This window comes from Cellulomonas sp. C5510 (genome assembly GCF_019797765.1).
In the GTDB taxonomy this organism is placed as follows: Bacteria; Actinomycetota; Actinomycetes; order Actinomycetales; family Cellulomonadaceae; genus Cellulomonas.
Genome location: NZ_CP081862.1, coordinates 3,913,198 through 3,930,933 on the forward strand (window position 1 = coordinate 3,913,198; position 17,736 = coordinate 3,930,933).

14 protein-coding genes are annotated in these 17,736 nt (G+C 76.3%); 13 read left to right on the forward strand and 1 reads right to left on the reverse strand.

The genetic code is table 11. The features are described from left to right. Positions 1-15: 15 nt before the first annotated feature. Entirely contained in the window at positions 16-1,269 is a 1,254-nt protein-coding gene (locus K5O09_RS17870; protein WP_222172896.1) for a glutamyl-tRNA reductase, read from the reverse strand. Between the two features lie 53 nt (positions 1,270-1,322). On the opposite strand from K5O09_RS17870, the gene hemE reads away from it, so the two are divergent. The 13 genes from hemE (at position 1,323) to K5O09_RS17935 (ending at position 17,722) form a co-directional block, all read left to right on the forward strand. Continuing rightward, on the forward strand, positions 1,323-2,459 hold the full coding sequence (gene hemE, locus K5O09_RS17875) for a uroporphyrinogen decarboxylase (protein ID WP_222170791.1): 1,137 nt from the start codon (positions 1,323-1,325) through the stop codon (positions 2,457-2,459). A gap of 47 nt (positions 2,460-2,506) precedes the next feature. Beyond that, positions 2,507-4,009 carry an NAD(P)/FAD-dependent oxidoreductase gene (locus K5O09_RS17880; RefSeq protein WP_370635492.1) on the forward strand — a complete coding sequence of 501 codons (1,503 nt, stop codon included), beginning with the start codon at positions 2,507-2,509 and terminating at the stop codon, positions 4,007-4,009. Positions 4,010-4,074: 65 nt separating this feature from the next. Further along, positions 4,075-5,037, forward strand: coding sequence for a hydroxymethylbilane synthase (gene hemC / locus K5O09_RS17885; RefSeq protein ID WP_222170792.1), 963 nt, complete (start codon positions 4,075-4,077; stop codon positions 5,035-5,037). Continuing rightward, a complete protein-coding gene (locus K5O09_RS17890; protein WP_222170793.1) occupies positions 5,034-5,954 on the forward strand; it encodes a uroporphyrinogen-III synthase in 921 nt (306 codons plus the stop codon). The genes hemC and K5O09_RS17890 overlap by 4 nt, the downstream gene beginning before the upstream one ends. Beyond that, positions 5,951-7,081, forward strand: coding sequence for a porphobilinogen synthase (gene hemB / locus K5O09_RS17895; RefSeq protein WP_222170794.1), 1,131 nt, complete (start codon positions 5,951-5,953; stop codon positions 7,079-7,081). Before K5O09_RS17890 ends, hemB begins: the two co-directional genes overlap by 4 nt. Continuing rightward, on the forward strand, positions 7,078-8,391 hold the full coding sequence (gene hemL / locus K5O09_RS17900; protein ID WP_222170795.1) for a glutamate-1-semialdehyde 2,1-aminomutase: 1,314 nt from the start codon (positions 7,078-7,080) through the stop codon (positions 8,389-8,391). The genes hemB and hemL overlap by 4 nt, the downstream gene beginning before the upstream one ends. Before the next feature lie 413 nt (positions 8,392-8,804). Continuing rightward, positions 8,805-10,472: an ABC transporter substrate-binding protein gene (locus K5O09_RS17905; RefSeq protein ID WP_222170796.1), complete on the forward strand. Its 1,668-nt coding sequence runs from the start codon at positions 8,805-8,807 to the stop codon at positions 10,470-10,472. 85 nt (positions 10,473-10,557) lie between these two features. After that, positions 10,558-11,679, forward strand: a complete 1,122-nt coding sequence (locus K5O09_RS17910; RefSeq protein ID WP_222170797.1) for an ABC transporter permease — start codon at positions 10,558-10,560, stop codon at positions 11,677-11,679. A gap of 1 nt (position 11,680) precedes the next feature. Beyond that, entirely contained in the window at positions 11,681-12,730 is a 1,050-nt protein-coding gene (locus K5O09_RS17915; RefSeq protein WP_222170798.1) for an ABC transporter permease, read from the forward strand. Further along, the gene (locus tag K5O09_RS17920) at positions 12,727-14,445 is read left to right on the forward strand and encodes an ABC transporter ATP-binding protein (protein WP_222170799.1); all 1,719 of its coding nucleotides are present in this window, start codon (positions 12,727-12,729) and stop codon (positions 14,443-14,445) included. The genes K5O09_RS17915 and K5O09_RS17920 overlap by 4 nt, the downstream gene beginning before the upstream one ends. 170 nt (positions 14,446-14,615) lie before the next feature. Then, positions 14,616-14,897, forward strand: a complete 282-nt coding sequence (locus tag K5O09_RS17925; protein ID WP_122150577.1) for a metal-sensitive transcriptional regulator — start codon at positions 14,616-14,618, stop codon at positions 14,895-14,897. 27 nt (positions 14,898-14,924) lie between these two features. After that, a complete protein-coding gene (locus tag K5O09_RS17930; RefSeq protein ID WP_222170800.1) occupies positions 14,925-15,158 on the forward strand; it encodes a heavy-metal-associated domain-containing protein in 234 nt (77 codons plus the stop codon). A gap of 86 nt (positions 15,159-15,244) precedes the next feature. Continuing rightward, complete coding sequence (locus K5O09_RS17935; RefSeq protein ID WP_222172898.1) at positions 15,245-17,722, forward strand: cation-translocating P-type ATPase; 2,478 nt, start codon at positions 15,245-15,247, stop codon at positions 17,720-17,722. Positions 17,723-17,736: the final 14 nt, after the last annotated feature.

Below are 17,736 nucleotides of genomic sequence, written 5' to 3' on the forward strand. Positions count from 1 at the left end.
GGCCGGGCCGGCCGCTCAGGCCGGGGCGGGCGCCAGGTCGCCGGCGGGCACCGTGACGGCCGCGAGGTCCGCGAGCGCCGCGGCGTACTGCGCGGCGTCCCCGTCCGCGGCGGCGGCCCGTGCCCGGACCGTCGGTCCGTGCAGCGCGGACCGCACCCGACGCCGCAGCGCGCGGGCGGGCCGCTCGTCCAGGCCCTCGACGGCGGCGGCGAGCTCCTCCAGCACGCGGCGGCGCTCGGCGACGACCGGAGGGTTCCACTCCCGGGTGCGCCGGGTGCGCTCGAACGCCTCGGCCTGCTCGGCGACGAGGGCGTGTGCCTCCGCCACCGTCGCGGAGTGCCCGTCCGGGGCGTGCGCGGCGACCGTCGTGAGGCTGACGAGGCGCACCCCGGGCAGATCGCCGACGGCCGGGTCGACGTCGTGCTGGAGGGCCAGGTCGACGACGGCCAGCGGCCGCGCACCCACCGACGCCTCGGCGGAGCGCGACCGGATCAGCGCGTCGACGTCGAGGACCGCGCCGGAGGCGCCGCTGCACGCCACCACCAGGTCGACACCCGCCAGGCTCGCCGCGAGGTCGGAGGTCGCGGCGGTCACCCCGCGCTGCGCGGCGAACTGCCCGGCGCGCCCGCTCGCGGAGTAGACCAGCACGTCGCCGCAGCCGCGCGCCTTGAGGGCGGCGAGGCTCGCGCCCGCGTACGAGCCGGTGCCGATCAGCAGGCAGCGCACGTCGTGCCAGTCGGGCAGGCCGTCGGCGACGAGGTCGAGCGCGACGCCCACGACGGAGCGACCGGCGCCGCCGAGACCGGTCCGGCCCTCGACCGCGCGGGACGCCCGGGAGGCCGCCTGGAACAGCGCCTCCAGGCCGGAGGTCGTGGTGCCGTCCCGGCGGGCCGCCGTCAGCGCGCGGCGCACCTGGCCGGCGATCTCCCGTTCCCCGACGACCATCGACTCCAGGCCGGAGGCGACGGCGAACAGGTGCTCGACCACCCGCCGGCCGGTCGCGGGCGCCAGCGACGCGGCGACGCGGGGGGCGGGGTACCCGGAGCGGGCGGCCACGGCGGCGGCGACGGCGGCACGGGCTGCGTCGGCGTCCGCCGCGTCGGCGACGTCCAGGTACAGCTCGAAGCGGTTGCAGGTCGCCAGCACGACCGCCCCCGCGACGGGGTCGCAGCCGGTCACGATCTCCCGTCCGACAGCGTGCGTGTCGGCGGACAACCGCTCCAGCACGGACAGGTCGAGGTCGTGATGACTGGCCACCAACGACAGCATCACCACGCGCACGATTGAATCACTCCAGGGAAGACGGGGCACAATCACGGGTGATGTCGACTTCGTCACGCCCCGCCCCTGCCCCCGCGGCGCCGCTCGCCTCGCTGCCCGACGGGACCGGCCTACCCGCCGGCCACCCGCTGGTGGACGGCCGCACCGCCGACGCCCCGCTGCTGGCCGCGTACCGCGGCCGGACGCCCGCGCGCCGGCCCGTCTGGTTCATGCGCCAGGCCGGCCGGTCCCTGCCCGAGTACCGCGCCGCCCGCGCGGGCACCGCGATGCTCGACGCGTGCCTGGTGCCGGAGCTGGCGTCCGAGATCACGCTGCAGCCGGTGCGGCGCCACGGCGTCGACGCGGCGATCTTCTTCTCGGACATCGTGGTGCCGCTGCGGCTCGCCGGCGTGGACGTGGACATCCACCCGGGTGTCGGACCGGTGCTCGGCGCCCCGGTCCGGACCGCCGACGACGTCGCGCGGTTGCGGGACGGCTCGCCGGCCGCGGCGCTGACCCCCGAGGTCCTGGCCCCGGTGACCGAGGCCGTCCGGCTGACCACCGCCGCGCTGGGTGCCACACCGCTCATCGGGTTCGCCGGCGCGCCGTTCACGCTGGCCGCCTACCTCGTCGAGGGCCGGCCGTCCCGCGACCACCTCGCGGCGCGCACGCTCATGCACGCCGACCCGGCGACGTGGCGGGCGCTGACCGAGTGGGCCGCCGACGTGACGGGGACGTTCCTGCGGGCGCAGGTGCTCGCCGGCACCAGCGCGGCCCAGCTGTTCGACTCGTGGGCGGGGTCGCTCTCCCTGGCCGACTACACGACGCACGTCGCCCCGGCGTCCACCCGGGCGCTGTCCCACGTCGCCGACCTCGGCGTGCCGCGCGTGCACTTCGGCACCGGCACGGGCGAGCTGCTGGCCGCCATGCGCGACGTGGGCGCGGACGTCGTCGGCGTCGACCACCGCATCCCGCTCGACGAGGCCGTGCGGCGGCTCGACGGCCGCGTGCCGGTGCAGGGCAACATCGACCCCGCCCTGCTGGCCGCACCGTGGCCGGTGCTGGAGGCGCACGTGCGCGACGTCGTCGCCCGGGGCGCCGTCGCGCCGGGGCACGTGGTCAACCTCGGCCACGGCGTCCCGCCCGAGACGGACCCCGACGTGCTGACCCGCGTCGTGGAGCTCGTCCACTCCCTGTGAGAGCGGCCGGGGGTCCCACGCGCGGCGGGCCCCCGACCGGCACAGTGGTGCCCGACCGACGCGCGACGACGAGCCGAGGAGCAGCCACGAGCGACGAGGACACCCGACCCGCGGGCCGGGACACGCAGGGGACGGCACCCGATGCCGTGGTGGTCGGCGGTGGCGTCGCGGGGCTGGTCGCCGCCCGGGAGCTCGCGATCGCCGGGCTGAGGCCGCTCGTGCTGGAGGCGTGGACCTCGCCGGGCGGTGTCGTGGGCCGGCACGAGGTCGACGGGCTGCGGCTGGACGCCGGTGCGGAGTCGTTCGCGACGCGCGGCGGCGCCGTGGCCGCGCTGGCCGACGAGCTCGGGCTCACGGACCGGGTCGTCGCCCCCGAGCCGCACGGCGCGTGGGTGCGGCTGCCGCACGGAGCGGGGCCGCTGCCGCGCACCGGCCTGCTCGGCATCCCGGCCGACCCCTGGGCGGCGGACGTCCGCCGGACCCTGGGGACCGTCGGCGCGCTGCGGGCGTCGCTCGACCGCGTGCTGCCCGCGTCGGCCGGACTGCGGCCGGGCGACGGCACGGGCCCGACGCTCGGCGGCCTGGTCCGGACGCGGATGGGCCGCCGGGTGCTCGACCGGCTGGTGCGGCCCGTGGTCGCCGGCGTGCACGCCGCGGAGCCGGACGACACCGCGGTGGACGCCGTCGCGCCCGGCCTGTCCGACGCCGTGCGCCGCGCGGGCTCCCTGGCGGGTGGCGTCGCGGCGCTGCGGGCTCTGGCGCCGGCGGGGTCGGCGGTCGCCGGCTTCCGCGGCGGCCTGCACGTGCTGGTCGACGCCCTGGTGGCGGACGTCACCGCGCGCGGCGGGGAGGTCCGCACCGGGGTGCGGGCGGTCGCCGTGACGCGCGAGGCCGGGGGGTTCCGCGTCACCGTGTCCGGCCCCGGCGGCGAGCACCAGGTCACCGCACCCCGGCTGGTGGTCGCGACCCCCCGCGCCACGGAGCTGCTCGCGGGCGTCGCCCCCCGGCTCGCCGGGCTGCACACCGACCCCGGTGCCGACATCGTGCTGGTCACGCTCGTGCTGGACGCCCCGGAGCTGGACGCCGCACCGCGGGGCACCGGCGTCCTGGTGGCCCGCGCCGTCCCGGGCGTGCGTGCGAAGGCCCTCACGCACGCGACCGCCAAGTGGGGCTGGCTGGCCCGTGCCGCCGGCCCCGGGCGGCACGTGGTGCGGCTGTCGTACGGCAGGGCGGGGGACGTCGCCGGCACCGACCCGCTCCCCGCGGACCTGCCCGGCCTGACGGCGCTGGCCCTGCGCGACGCCACCGCCGTGCTCGGGGTGCCGCTGCGGGCGGAGCAGGTGCGGGCCTCGGCCCGCGTCGGCTGGCGACAGGGCCTGCCGGTGCCGACGGCAGCCCACCGGAGCACCGTCAGCGAGGTCCGCGAGGCGGTCGCCGCGGTGCCCGGGCTCGCCGTCGTGGGCGCCTGGGTGTCCGGGAACGGGCTCGCCTCCGTGGTCCCGGACGCCCGCGCGGCGGCGTCCGCGCTGGCTGCGGCGCCGACGGCGTGACGGACCCGGCGGACCGCCCGCGACCGGTTTCGACAACCCCTCCGGAGGTGACCGAGACTGGGGGCATGTCCCCCGCTGTCCGTGTCGGCACCCGCGCGAGCGCGCTCGCGCTCACCCAGACCGGCCACGTGGCGGACGCCCTCACGGCTCTCGGCGCGGGCGACCACGAGCTGGTGCGGGTCCGGACCGACGGCGACCGGCTGACCGGCTCGCTCGCGACGCTCGGGGGCACCGGGGTCTTCGTGACGGCCCTCCGCGACGCGCTGCTCGACGGCCGGTGCGACGTCGCCGTGCACTCGTTCAAGGACCTCCCCACCGCACCCGCGCCGGGCCTGGTCGTCGCGGCGGTCCCCGTGCGCGAGGACCCGCGCGACGCGCTGTGCGCCCGCGACGGCCGCACCCTCGCCACGCTGCCGGAGGGCGCCGCGGTCGGCACGGGGTCACCGCGTCGCGCCGCCCAGCTGCGGGCCGCCCGCCCCGACCTGGTGGTCGTGGACATCCGCGGGAACGTCGACACCCGGCTGCGTCGCATCGAGGACGACCTCGACGCCGTGGTGCTCGCCCGCGCCGGCCTCGCGCGGCTGGGACGCCTGGACGCCGTGACGGACGCGCTGCCGCTCGACGTCATGACGCCCGCGCCGGCGCAGGGCGCGCTCGCCGTCGAGGTGCGGGCGTCCGACGCGGCGGGCGACGGGCCGCTCGGCCGGGCGCTGTCCGCGCTCGACCACCGACCCACCCACCTCGCCGTGCTGGCCGAGCGGGCGCTCCTCAACCGCCTGGAGGCGGGCTGCGCGGCCCCCGTCGGGGCGCACGCCGAGCTCGGGCGGGACGACGTCCTGCGCCTGGAGGCGGTGGTGCTCCGCCCGGACGGCACCGCGTCCCTGCGCCGTGCCGGCTCCGCCCCGCTCCCGGCTGCGCCCGCCGACGACCCGGCGGGGACGGCTCTCGCCGCCGCGGCTCTCGGCACCCGGCTCGCGGAGGAGCTGCTCGAGGCGGGCGCCGCCGCGCTCGCGGGGCTGGCCGCGTGACCGGCCTCGACGGCCTGCGGGTGCTGGTCCCCCGGGAGACCGCCGGACCGGACCCGCTGGTCATCGCACTGCGCGCGGCGGGCGCGGAGCCCGTCGTCGTCCCCCTGATCCAGACGGTGCCGCCGCACGACCCCACCGAGCTCGACGACGCCCTGCTGGCGCTGGAGGTCGGCTACTACGGCTGGGTGGCCGTGACCAGCGCCGCGGCGGTGCCCGTGCTGGTGGACCGCGCCGACGAGACCGGCCACACGCTCGCCGGGCTGCTCGCCGGCGCCCGGGTCGCGGCGGTCGGAGGGTCGACCGCGCGGGCGCTGCGGGAGGCGGGCGTCCGGGTGGACCTCGTGCCGACCGGCCGATCGTCCGCCGTCGCCCTGCTCGCCGCGTGGCCGCCCGCGGGCGGCGAACCGCAGCGTGTGCTGCTGCCGCTCGGCGACCTCGCCGCCCCGACGCTCGCCGACGGCCTCGCCGCGCGCGGCTGGCCCGTCGACGTCGTGACGACGTACCGCACCGTGCCCGGGCCCGCCCCGGAGCCCGAGGTGCGCGACGCCTGGGCCGCCGGCGAGGTGGACGCCGTCCTGCTGACGTCCGGCAGCACCGCGCGCAACCTGCTGACCATGCTGGGCGCGCCGCCCCCCGGGACGATCGTCTGCTGCATCGGCGACTCGACCGCGGCCGAGGCGCGCCGCGCCGGCCTGAGCGTCGCCGCCGTGGCCGAGCACCAGACGCCGGGCGACCTCGTCGCGGCGCTGGCGGCCGCGGTGGTCGCGCGGGCCGCTCCGCCCGCCGCGGCCACGTCGCCCACCCCACCCCCGATCCCCGCCCCGCCGACGGGCCCCGTCCACCCGGCGGGTCCGTCCCCGGAGCCCCGCACCGCCGCCGCACCCCGGGCGGCCGACCCCGACGGAGGGCACGCATGACGAGCCTCGACGACCACGGCGGCAGCACGCCCGGCAGCACCGGCGCCGCCGGCACGTCCGGCGCCGCCGGCACGTCCGGCACCACCGGCACGACGACCGGCACCGTCCCGGCGGGTGCCGCCGAGGCCGCCGTCGCGGCATCGCGGCCCGGCCGCGTCAGGCCCCGTCGCCTGCGCGCGACGGCGGCGATGCGCCGCTCGGTCTCCCAGACCCGCCTGCACCCCGCCGAGCTGGTCCTGCCGCTCTTCGTCAAGGAGGGCCTCGCCGAGCCGCAGCCGATCGCGTCGATGCCGGGCGTCGTCCAGCACACGCGCGACTCCCTGCGCCGCGCGGTGGTCGAGGCCGCGGCCGCGGGCGTCGGCGGTGTGAACCTGTTCGGCGTGCCGCTGGCCCGTGATGCCGTCGGGTCGGGCGCCACCGACCCCGACGGCATCCTCAACGTGGCGCTCGCGGACGTCCGCGCCGAGGTGGGGGACGCCCTGGTGATCCAGGCCGACCTGTGCCTCGACGAGTTCACCGACCACGGGCACTGCGGCGTGCTGACGGCCGACGGCGTGGTCGACAACGACGCCACGCTGGTGCGGTACGCCGAGATGGCCCTCGCGCAGGCGGACGCGGGCGCCCACATGGTCGCGCCCAGCGGCATGATGGACGGCCAGGTCGGCGTGATCCGGGACGTCCTCGACTCCGCCGGGCGGACCGACGTCGCCGTGCTGGCCTACGCCGCGAAGTACGCGAGCGTGCTGTACGGGCCGTTCCGGGACGCCGTGGAGTCGACGCTCGACGGCGACCGCCGGACCTACCAGATGGACCCCGGCAACCGCCGCGAGGCGCTGCACGAGGTGGCGCTCGACATCGCGGAGGGCGCCGACGTCGTCATGGTGAAGCCCGCCGGGGCGTACCTCGACGTGCTCGCCGACGTGGCCGCCGCGAGCACGGTGCCCGTGGCGGCGTACCAGGTGTCCGGCGAGTACGCGATGGTCGAGGCGGCCGCCGCGCAGGGCTGGCTGGACCGCCGGCGGGCGATCACCGAGTCGGTGCTGGGCATCCGCCGCGCCGGCGCGGACCAGGTCCTGACGTACTGGGCCGTGGAGCTGGCCCACTGGCTCCGGGAGGAGTGGCGATGACCTCGTCGGAGGAGCTGTTCGAGCGGGCGCAGGGCGTCATCCCGGGCGGGGTGAGCTCGCCGGTGCGGGCGTTCGGCTCGGTCGGCGGGGCGCCCCGGTTCGTGGCCTCGGCGCGCGGCGCCTACGTCACCGACGTGGACGGCCGTGAGTACGTCGACCTCGTCGGGTCGTGGGGGCCGGCGATCCTCGGCCACGCGCACCCGGAGGTCGTCGAGGCCGTGCGGGAGGCGGCCGGGCGCGGGCTGTCGTTCGGCGCGCCCACCCTCGCGGAGGTCGAGCTCGCGGAGGCCGTGCGGGCGCGCGTGCCCGTCGTCGAGCGGCTGCGGCTGGTGTCCACCGGCACCGAGGCGACGATGACCGCGATCCGGCTCGCCCGCGGGGTGACCGGCCGGGACCGCGTCGTGAAGTTCGCCGGCTGCTACCACGGCCACTCGGACGGCCTGCTGGCGGCAGCGGGGTCGGGCGTCGCCACGCTGGCCCTGCCCGGCTCGGCCGGGGTGCCCGCGTCCGTCGCCGCCGAGACGATCGTGCTGCCGTACCACGACCTGCCGGCCGTCGAGGCGGCGTTCGCGGAGCACGGCCCGACCATCGCGGCGATCATCACCGAGGCGGCGCCCGCGAACATGGGCGTCGTCCCGCCGGAGCCCGGCTTCAACGCCGCGCTCGCCCGGATCGCCCACGCGCACGGCGCCCTGCTCATCCAGGACGAGGTGCTGACCGGCTTCCGCGTCGGCCCGGCCGGCTGGTGGGGCCTGGAGGCGCAGCGCGAGGGCTGGAGCCCGGACCTGCTGACGTTCGGCAAGGTCGTCGGCGGCGGCATGCCCGTCGCGGCGCTCGGGGGCCCGGCGGCCGTCATGGACGCGCTGGCGCCGACCGGACCCGTCTACCAGGCGGGCACGCTGTCCGGGAACCCCGTCGCCACCGCGGCGGGCCTGGCCACGCTGCGGCTGGCGGACGACGCCGTGTACGCCCGCGTGGACCGGGCCGCCGCCGTGCTGCGCGAGGCCGTCGACGAGGCGTTCCAGGCCGCGGGGGTCGCGCACGCGGTGCAGCACGCGAGCAACCTGTTCTCCACGGTGCTCGGCACGGACGCGGGCGCGCGGGACTACGCGCAGGTGCTCGCCTCCGAGGCGTGGCGCTACCCGGCGTTCTTCCACAGCCTGCTGCGTGACGGGGTGTACGCGCCGCCGTCGGCGTTCGAGGCGTGGTTCGTGTCCGCCGCCCACGACGACGCGGCGCTCGACCGCGTCGTGTCCGCGCTCCCCGCGGCGGCCCGCGCCGCCGCGCAGGCCACCCCGCCCACCGCCTGACCGACCCGCGCTCACCCGACCCGCCCGCGCTCACCCGACCCGCGCCCGCTCACCCGACCCGCGCCTCGCCTGGTCGAGGTTGCAGCAGATGCCGGCTTCGCGCGCCTGAACCCCGCATCTGCTGCAATCTCGACGGCTGGTCGGGGCGGGCGTGGGCGGACGGGGCGAGGCGGGCGCGCGCGGGCGGACGCGCGGCGGGGCGGGTCGCAGGCCGGACGGCCCCGGAACGGGTTCAGAGCGCTGACCTGCACCGTGACCGGACCGCAATCCGCCCGTTACACGCGGATGTCCTGTGAACGCACACACTGTGCTAGTCCTATGTCCCACGTTGCGGGCACATGTGCTCGGCACGCGAGACAGACACCGCCGCCGTGACGGCGGGCAGGGGCTCCACTCAGGGAAGAGGTACACGCATGACTGCGGTTCCCCACGGCCGCCGACGCGGCCTGGCAGCCGGCGCCGGTCTGGTCGCCACCGCACTCGTCCTCGCCGCGTGCAGCGGCGGCTCGGGCGGCGACGACGAGACCGACGGCGGCGGCGACAGCGCGGGCGGCGCGCTGCTCATCGGCACGACGGACAAGATCACGACGATCGACCCGGCCGGCTCGTACGACAACGGGTCGTTCGCGGTGATGAACCAGGTCTACCCGTTCCTCATGAACACGCCGTTCGGCAGCCCGGACGTCGAGCCGGACATCGCCGAGTCGGCCGAGTTCACCTCCCCGACCGAGTACACCGTCACCCTCAAGGAGGGCCTGACCTTCGCGAACGGCAACGAGCTGACCTCGTCCGACGTGAAGTTCACCTTCGACCGGCAGCTCGCGATCTTCGAGTCCGGCGCGGACGGCGGCAACGGCCCCGGCTCGCTGCTGTACAACCTCGACAGCGTCGACGCGCCGGACGACACCACCGTCGTCTTCCACCTGAAGTCCGAGGACGACCAGGTGTTCCCGCAGATCCTGTCGAGCCCCGCGGGCCCGATCGTGGACGAGGACGTGTTCGCCGCCGACGCACTGACGCCGGACGACGACATCGTCGCGGGCGAGGCGTTCGCCGGCCCGTACACGATCACGGACTTCAGCCAGAACGACCTGGTGGTGTACCAGGCCAACCCGGACTACCAGGGCCTGCTCGGCGCGCCGAAGAACGAGGAGGTGACGGTCCAGTACTACACCGACGCCTCGAACCTGAAGCTCGACGTGCAGCAGGGCAACGTGGACGTCGCGTTCCGCAGCCTGTCGGCCACCGACGTCGAGGACCTGCGCGGTGACGACAACGTCAAGGTCGTCGACGGCCCGGGCGGCGAGATCCGCTACATCGTCTTCAACTTCGACACCCAGCCGTACGGCGCCACCACGCCGGAGGCCGACGAGGCCAAGGCGCTGGCCGTCCGCCAGGCGGTCGCCGACCTGATCGACCGCGACGAGATCGCCGACCAGGTCTACAAGGGCACCTACACGCCGCTGTACTCGTTCGTCCCCGAGGGCCTCACGGGTGCCACCGAGTCGCTCAAGCCGCTGTACGGCGACGGCGACGGCGGCCCGGACGCCGACAAGGCGGCCGAGCGCCTCGAGGCCGCGGGCGTCGAGACCCCGGTCCAGCTGTCGCTGCAGTACAGCAACGACCACTACGGCCCGTCCTCCGGCGAGGAGTACGCGCTGATCAAGGACCAGCTCGAGGCCACCGGGCTGTTCTCGGTCGACCTGCAGACCACCGAGTGGGTGCAGTACGCCAAGGACCGCACGACCGACGTCTACCCGGCCTACCAGCTCGGCTGGTTCCCGGACTACTCCGACGCGGACAACTACCTGACGCCGTTCTTCCTCACGGACAACTTCCTGGGCAACCACTACGACAACCAGGAGGTGAACGACCTGATCCTGCAGCAGGCCGTCACCGCCGACGCCGGCGAGCGCACCGCGCTCATCGAGCAGATCCAGGACGCGGTGGCCCAGGACCTGTCGACGGTCCCGTACCTCCAGGGCGCGCAGGTGGCCGTGGTCGGCACCGACGTGACCGGCGCCGAGGACACCCTCGACGCGTCCTTCAAGTTCCGCTACGGCGCGCTGGCCATCGGCTGACGCACCGCCCCCACCCGGCCCCCGGCGCGGGTCGCTCCACGCGAGCGGCCCGCGCCGGGCGTCACGGGCGATCAGAGCGAGAGACATGACCTCCACCTCCGTGACCGGACCGCAGCAGCCCACCGGCCTGCCGTCCGCCGACGGCGACACGCCGTCCACCCAGCGGGCGCGGCGGCGCTCGGGCGGGGGCGGCCTCGGCCGCTACCTCCTGGTCCGCTTCCTGCTCATCATCCCGACGGTCTTCATCCTCGTGACCGTCGTCTTCCTGCTGATGCGGGCCACCGGCGACCCGATCACCGCGGCGCAGGGCGGCCGGCTGCCGGCGGCCCAGCTCGCCGAGCGGATCCACCAGGCCGGCTACGACCGGCCCGTGCTCGTGCAGTACGTCGAGTACCTCGGCGACCTGCTGCGCGGCGACTTCGGCACCACGCTGAGCGACACGCGCCCGGTCACCGAGGTGCTGACGACGTTCGGCACCGCGACCCTCGAGCTCGCGTTCTACGCCCTGATCGTCGCGTTCGTCGTCGGCATCCCGCTGGGCCTGGCCGCCGCGTACTTCCGCGACCGGGTGCCGGACGCGCTGCTGCGGGTGTTCGCGATCGCCTGCTACGCCACGCCGGTGTTCTTCGCCGGCCTGCTGCTCAAGCTGATCTTCTCCGTGCAGCTCGACTGGCTGCCCGTCGCGGGGCGGGCCTCGACCCGCTCGGAGATCGCGATGCGGCGCCTCGACGACCCGACGGGCATCTACCTGATCGACGCGATCCGCACCGGCAACCCGGACGTCGTCGTCGACGTCCTGCAGCACGCGATCCTGCCGGCGGTCACGCTCGGCCTGCTGACCGCCGGGGTGTTCCTGCGCCTGGTGCGCACCAACGTCATCGGCACGCTCGGCTCGGGCTACGTGGACGCCGCGCGGTCGCGCGGCGTGCGGGAGTCGCGGCTGCTGCGCAAGCACGCCTACCGCCCCGCGCTGATCCCGATCGTCACCGTCATCGGCATGCAGATCGCGATGCTGCTGGTGGGCGCGGTGCTCACGGAGACGACGTTCGAGTGGCGCGGCCTCGGCTTCCAGATCTCGGAGTACCTCCAGGCCCGCGACTTCGTGGCCGTGCAGGGCATCGTCGTCATGCTCGCCGTGATCGTCGCCGTGACGAACTTCCTGGTCGACGTGATCGCCGCGCTGATCGACCCGAGGGTGAGGTACTGACATGGCGACCGCCACCACCGAGGGCGGGCGGGCCCGGCGCACCTGGCGCTCGCTGCCCGTCGTCCACCAGCTGCGCCAGAGCGTCGGACTGCAGCGCGGGATGCTCGTCACGGGCCTCGTGCTGACCGGGCTGCTGCTGCTCACCGCTCTCCTCGCGCCGCTCCTGGCGCCCTACGGCTTCGCGCAGCTCCGCGGCGCCGACGGGCCGTTCGGCGCGCAGCAGCCGCCGTCCGCCGAGCACCTGCTCGGCACCACCGTCGGCGGCTACGACGTGCTCTCCCGCGTCATCTGGGGCTCGCGCACCGCGGTGCTCGTCATCGTCATCGCCATCGCGGCCTCGCTGTTCCTCGGCGTGCTGCTCGGCCTGGTGTCCGGCTACTTCGGCGGCTGGCTCGACCGGGTGCTCGTCGTGGTCGCGGACGCGATCTACGCGTTCCCGTCCCTGCTGCTCGCGATCGTGCTGGCCATCGTCATCAGCGGCGGCCAGGCCGACATGATCGGCGGCGTGCTGGCGGCGGCGTTGTCGATCATGGTGGTCTTCACGCCCCAGTACCTGCGGGTGGTGCGCGCCGAGACGATCCGCATCAAGTCCGAGGCGTTCGTCGAGTCCGCGCGCGTCATCGGGGCGGGCAACGGCCGGATCATGTTCGTGCACGTGCTGCGCAACGCGACCCGCACGCTGCCGCTCATCATCACGCTGAACGCGTCGGAGGCCATCCTCACGCTCGCCGGGCTCGGGTTCCTGGGCTTCGGCATCGAGCCGACGCAGGCCGCGGAGTGGGGCTACGACCTGAACCGCGCGATCGCGGACGTCACGTCCGGCATCTGGTGGACCTCCGTGTTCCCGGGCGTCGCGATCGTGCTGTCCGTGCTGGGCATCACCCTGGTCGGCGAGTCCCTCAACGACCTGGCCGACCCGCGGCTGCGCACCCGCCGCGCCGCGGCCGACGTCGGCGGCGACGTGGCGGCGACCTCGGTCGTCCCCGGCGGCGCGCTGACCGCACCGGGCGGGGTGACGGGCCTCGAGCCCGGGACGGAGGACGCCCGATGACCGCGGAACCGCAGACCGGCGCACCCCGCGGCGACGCCGCGCCGGTCGTCGAGATCACCGACCTGTCCGTGTCCTTCGCGACCGACGCGGGCGACGTCCGCGCGGTCGACGGGGTGTCGCTGACCGTCCACGCCGGCGAGGTGCTGGCCGTGGTCGGCGAGTCCGGCAGCGGCAAGTCGGTCACCGCGAAGACGATCCTGGGCCTGCTGCCGTCGACCGCCACCGCCCGCGGTGCCGTCGTCCTGTCGTCCCGGGACGGCACGACCCGCTCGGACGTCACCTCGCTGGGCGGCGCGGCGCTGCGGCAGGTCCGCGGCCGGGACGCCGCCATGGTGTTCCAGGAGCCGTCGACCGCCCTGAACCCGGTGTACCCGGTGGGCTGGCAGATCATCGAGGGTCTGCGCGCCCACGGGCGGATCAGCCGGGCCGACGCCCGGGCGAAGGCCGTCGAGATCCTGCGCAAGGTCGGCATCCCCGACCCGGAGCACCGGGTCGACCACTACCCGCACCAGTTCTCCGGCGGGCAGAAGCAGCGCATCGTCATCGCGCAGGCGCTCGTGCTCGACCCCGGCGTGATCATCGCCGACGAGCCGACCACGGCCCTCGACGTGACGGTGCAGGCCGAGATCCTCGACCTCATCCGGCGCTGCCGGGACGAGTTCGGCGCCGCCGTCGTGCTCATCACGCACAACATGGGTGTCGTCGCCGACCTCGCCGACACGGTCGCCGTGATGTACCAGGGCGAGATCGTCGAGCAGGCGCCCGTGCGGCAGCTCTTCTCCGCACCGGCGCACCCGTACACGCGGGCGCTGCTGGACGCGGTGCCGCGGATCGGGCAGGGCGGCGCGCACGCCCGGGCCCGCGCCGAGGCGCGCCCCGAGGGCTGGGCCTCGGCGACGCCGGTGGTCGAGGCGCGCGACCTGGAGATCACCTACCCGGGCCGGCTCCGGCAGCCCGGGTTCCGGGCCGTCGACGGCGTCTCGCTGGCGATCCGCCCGGGCGAGGTGGTCGGCCTGGTCGGCGAGTCGGGCTCCGGCAAGACCACGATCGGCCGGGCCATCGCCGGGCTGACGCGGGTCACCGGCGGGTCGCTGCAGGTGCTGGGCGTCGAGATGAACGGCGTCAAGGAGCGCGCGCTGCGCCCGATCCGGCCGCGCATCGGGTTCGTGTTCCAGGACCCGGCGACGTCGTTCAACCCGCTGCTCACCATCGCGGAGTGCGTGGCCGAGCCGCTGGTGGTGCACGGCCGGGCGGACGACGCCCGCGCGGCGCGCCCGCGCGTGGACGAGCTGCTGGAGTCCGTGCAGCTGCCCCGCGCGTACGGCGACCGGTTCCCGCACGAGCTGTCCGGCGGGCAGCGGCAGCGCGCGTCGCTCGCCCGGGCGCTCGCGCTGGACCCGGAGCTGCTCATCGCCGACGAGCCGACGTCCGCCCTGGACGTGTCGGTGCAGGCGCGGGTGCTGGAGCTGTTCGCGGAGCTGCAGGAGAGCCTCGGGTTCGCCTGCCTGTTCATCAGCCACGACCTCGCCGTGGTCGACCTGCTCGCCGACCGGATCGCGGTGCTGCACCGCGGCCGGCTGGTCGAGGAGGGCACCGGCGAGCAGGTGCTGGGCAGCCCGCGCGAGGAGTACACCCGGCGGCTGCTGGCGTCCCTGCCGGTGCCGGACCCGGACGAGCAGGCCGCACGGCGCGAGGCCTGGCGCGCCCTGGCCTGACCCGCAGCGGCCGACCGCCGAGCGAGCGCGTCCTCCCCCGCCGGGAGGGCGCGCTCGCTGCGTCCGGGGGACCCGCGCCGGGCGGTGCGGGAATACCCCAGGGGGGTATACGGTTGGGTGCTGACGGAGGGGCCCGCACGCGACCCCCCGCGACGACAGGGAGCAGCGCGATGCACGGCTACACCAGCGACAAGGACGACTACCTCAAGCGCCTCAAGCGCATCGAGGGCCAGGTGCGCGGCATCGCCCGCATGGTCGACGAGGACGTGTACTGCATCGACGTCCTCACCCAGGTCGCCGCCGTCACCAAGGCGCTCCAGGCGGTGAGCATCGGGTTGGTCGAGGACCACCTGGGCCACTGCGTCGTGGACGCCGCCCGCCAGTCGCCCGAGGCCGGGGCCGAGAAGGTCCGCGAGGCCTCCGAGGCGATCGCCCGGCTCGTCCGGTCCTGACACCCGCACACCGAGAGGAACACCCCCATGAGCCAGACCACCACGTTCTCCGTCGACGGCATGACCTGCGGCAACTGCGTGCGGCACGTCACCGAGGAGCTCACCGCGATCCCGGGCGTCACGGACGTGCAGGTGCAGCTCGTCGCCGGCGGCTCGTCGCCCGTGACCGTGACCTCCGACGCCCCGCTGTCCGACGCCGCGGTCGCCGCCGCCGTCGACGAGGCCGGCTACGCCGTCACCCCGCGGGGGTCGCTGCTGTGACAGCCGACGGCACCCGCCCCACCGCCGGCGTCAGCGCCGGCCTGCCCGTCGCGCCCGCCGGCACCGTCGACCTCGCGGTCGAGGGCATGACCTGCGCGTCCTGCGTCGCCCGCGTCGAGAAGCGGCTCAACCGCGTCCCGGGCGCCCGCGCCACCGTCAACCTCGCGCTCGAGTCCGCGCACGTGGAGCTCGCGCCCGCCGAGGACGGCACGGTGCCGGACACCGACGCGCTCGTCGCGGCGGTCCGCGCCGCGGGGTACGACGCGCGCGTGACGTCGCACCGCCCCGCGCACGACACCTCGCACGACGCCGGGCACAGCGCCGGGCACGACGCCGCGCACGCCCACGCTGCGCCGGCCGACCACGCCGGCATGGACCCGCGCGAGCACGCCCTCTCCGGGCACACCATGGCGCCGGGGCACGACATGGACCCGGACGAGGACACCTCCGCCCCGACCGACGCCCGCGGCACGGACCTGCGCCGCCGGCTGCGGGTCGCGACCGTCCTGACGGTGCCCGTGCTGCTGCTCTCGATGGTCCCCGCCTGGCAGTTCCGCGGCTGGCAGTGGCTCGTCGCGGCGCTCGCCCTGCCCGTCGCGACCTGGGCGGCCTGGCCGTTCCACCGCGCCGCCGTGCGCGCGGCCCGCCACGGCGCGTCCACGATGGACACGCTGGTGTCGATCGGCATCGTCGCGGCGACCGGGTGGTCGCTGTGGGCGCTGCTGCTCGGCGGGGCCGGGACGCTCGGCATGACCATGACGCCGACCCTCTGGCCGGCCGCCGACGACGGCACGGGCGCGCACATGCCCGAGCTGTACTTCGAGGTCGCGGCCGTCGTCACCACGTTCCTGCTGGCCGGCCGGTACGCCGAGCACCGCTCCCGCCGCCGCGCGGGCGACGCCCTGCGGGCCCTGCTCGACCTCGGCGCGAAGGACGTCGCACTGCTGGTCACCGGCCCCGACGGCCGGCGCACGGAGCAGCGCGTGCCCGTCGACCGGCTGCGGGCCGGCGACGAGTTCGCCGTCCGCCCCGGGGAGAAGCTCGCCACGGACGGCGTCGTCGTCTCCGGCACCAGCGCCGTCGACACCAGCCTGCTGACCGGCGAGCCCGTGCCCGTCGACGTCGGCCCGGGCGACGAGGTGGTCGGCGCGACCATCAACACGGGCGGCCACCTCGTGGTCCGCGCGACGCGCGTCGGGGACGAGACCCGCCTGGCGCAGATCGGCCGCCTGGTCGCGGCCGCCCAGACGGGCAAGGCACCGGTGCAGCGGCTGGCGGACCGGATCTCGGCGGTGTTCGTGCCGGTCGTGCTGGTGCTCGCCGTCGTGACGCTCGGCGTGTGGCTGGCGACGGGGGCGTCCGCGCAGGCCGCCTTCACCGCGGCCGTGGCCGTGCTGATCATCGCCTGCCCCTGCGCCCTGGGCCTCGCGACGCCGACCGCCCTGCTGGTCGGCACCGGTCGCGGCGCGCAGCTCGGCGTCCTCATCAAGGGCCCCGAGACGCTCGAGCAGACCCGCACGGTCGACACGGTGGTGCTCGACAAGACCGGCACCGTGACCGAGGGGCGCATGGCGCTGGTCGACGTGCTCCCGGCCGCGGGCGAGGACCGCGCGGAGGTGCTCCGGCTCGCCGGCGCGGTCGAGGCGCTCGCCGAGCACCCGATCGCCCGGGCCGTGGCGGAGGCCGCCGCCACGGGGACCGCCGCGACGCGGACCGCCGACGGGACGGACGACGACACCGGCGCCGCGCCGGCTGCCGTGGGCGCCGACGGCGTCGGCATCGGGTCGGACCAGGTGCACGAGTTCCGGGCCGAGGCCGGCCACGGCGTCAGCGGCGTCGTCCGTGCGGCGCACGCCGGCGTGGGCCTGTCCCGCCGGGTGCTCGTCGGGCGGCCGCGCTGGCTCGCCGCGCAGGGCGTCACCCTGGACCAGGACCTCGCGTCCCGGTTCGACGCCGCGGAGGCCGACGGCGCGACCGCCGTGGTCGCCGCCTGGGACGGTGCCGCGCGCGGCGTGCTGGTGCTGCGGGACCCGGTCAAGGCCACCTCGCGGCAGGCCGTCGCCGAGCTGCGGGACCTCGGCCTGCGGCCCGTCCTGCTGACCGGCGACAACGCGGGCGCGGCCCGGGCGGTCGCCCGGGAGGTCGGCATCGCGGAGACCGACGTGGTCGCCGAGGTGCTGCCGGCCGACAAGGTCGACGTCGTCGCGCGGCTCCAGTCCGAGGGGCGCCGGGTCGCGATGGTCGGCGACGGCGTCAACGACGCGGCCGCCCTCGCCACCGCCGACCTCGGGCTCGCGATGGGCACCGGCACGGACGTGGCCATCGAGGCCGCCGACGTGACGCTCGTCCGCGGTGACCTGCGGTCCGCCCCGCAGGCCGTCCGGCTGTCGCGGAGCACGCTGCGCATCATCAAGCAGAACCTGTTCTGGGCGTTCGCCTACAACGTCGCGGCCATCCCGCTCGCGGCGCTCGGTCTCCTGAACCCGATGATCGCGGGCGCCGCGATGGCGTTCTCCTCGGTGCTGGTCGTGGGCAACTCGCTCCGCCTGCGCCGCTTCGCCTGACACGCCGCCCCGGT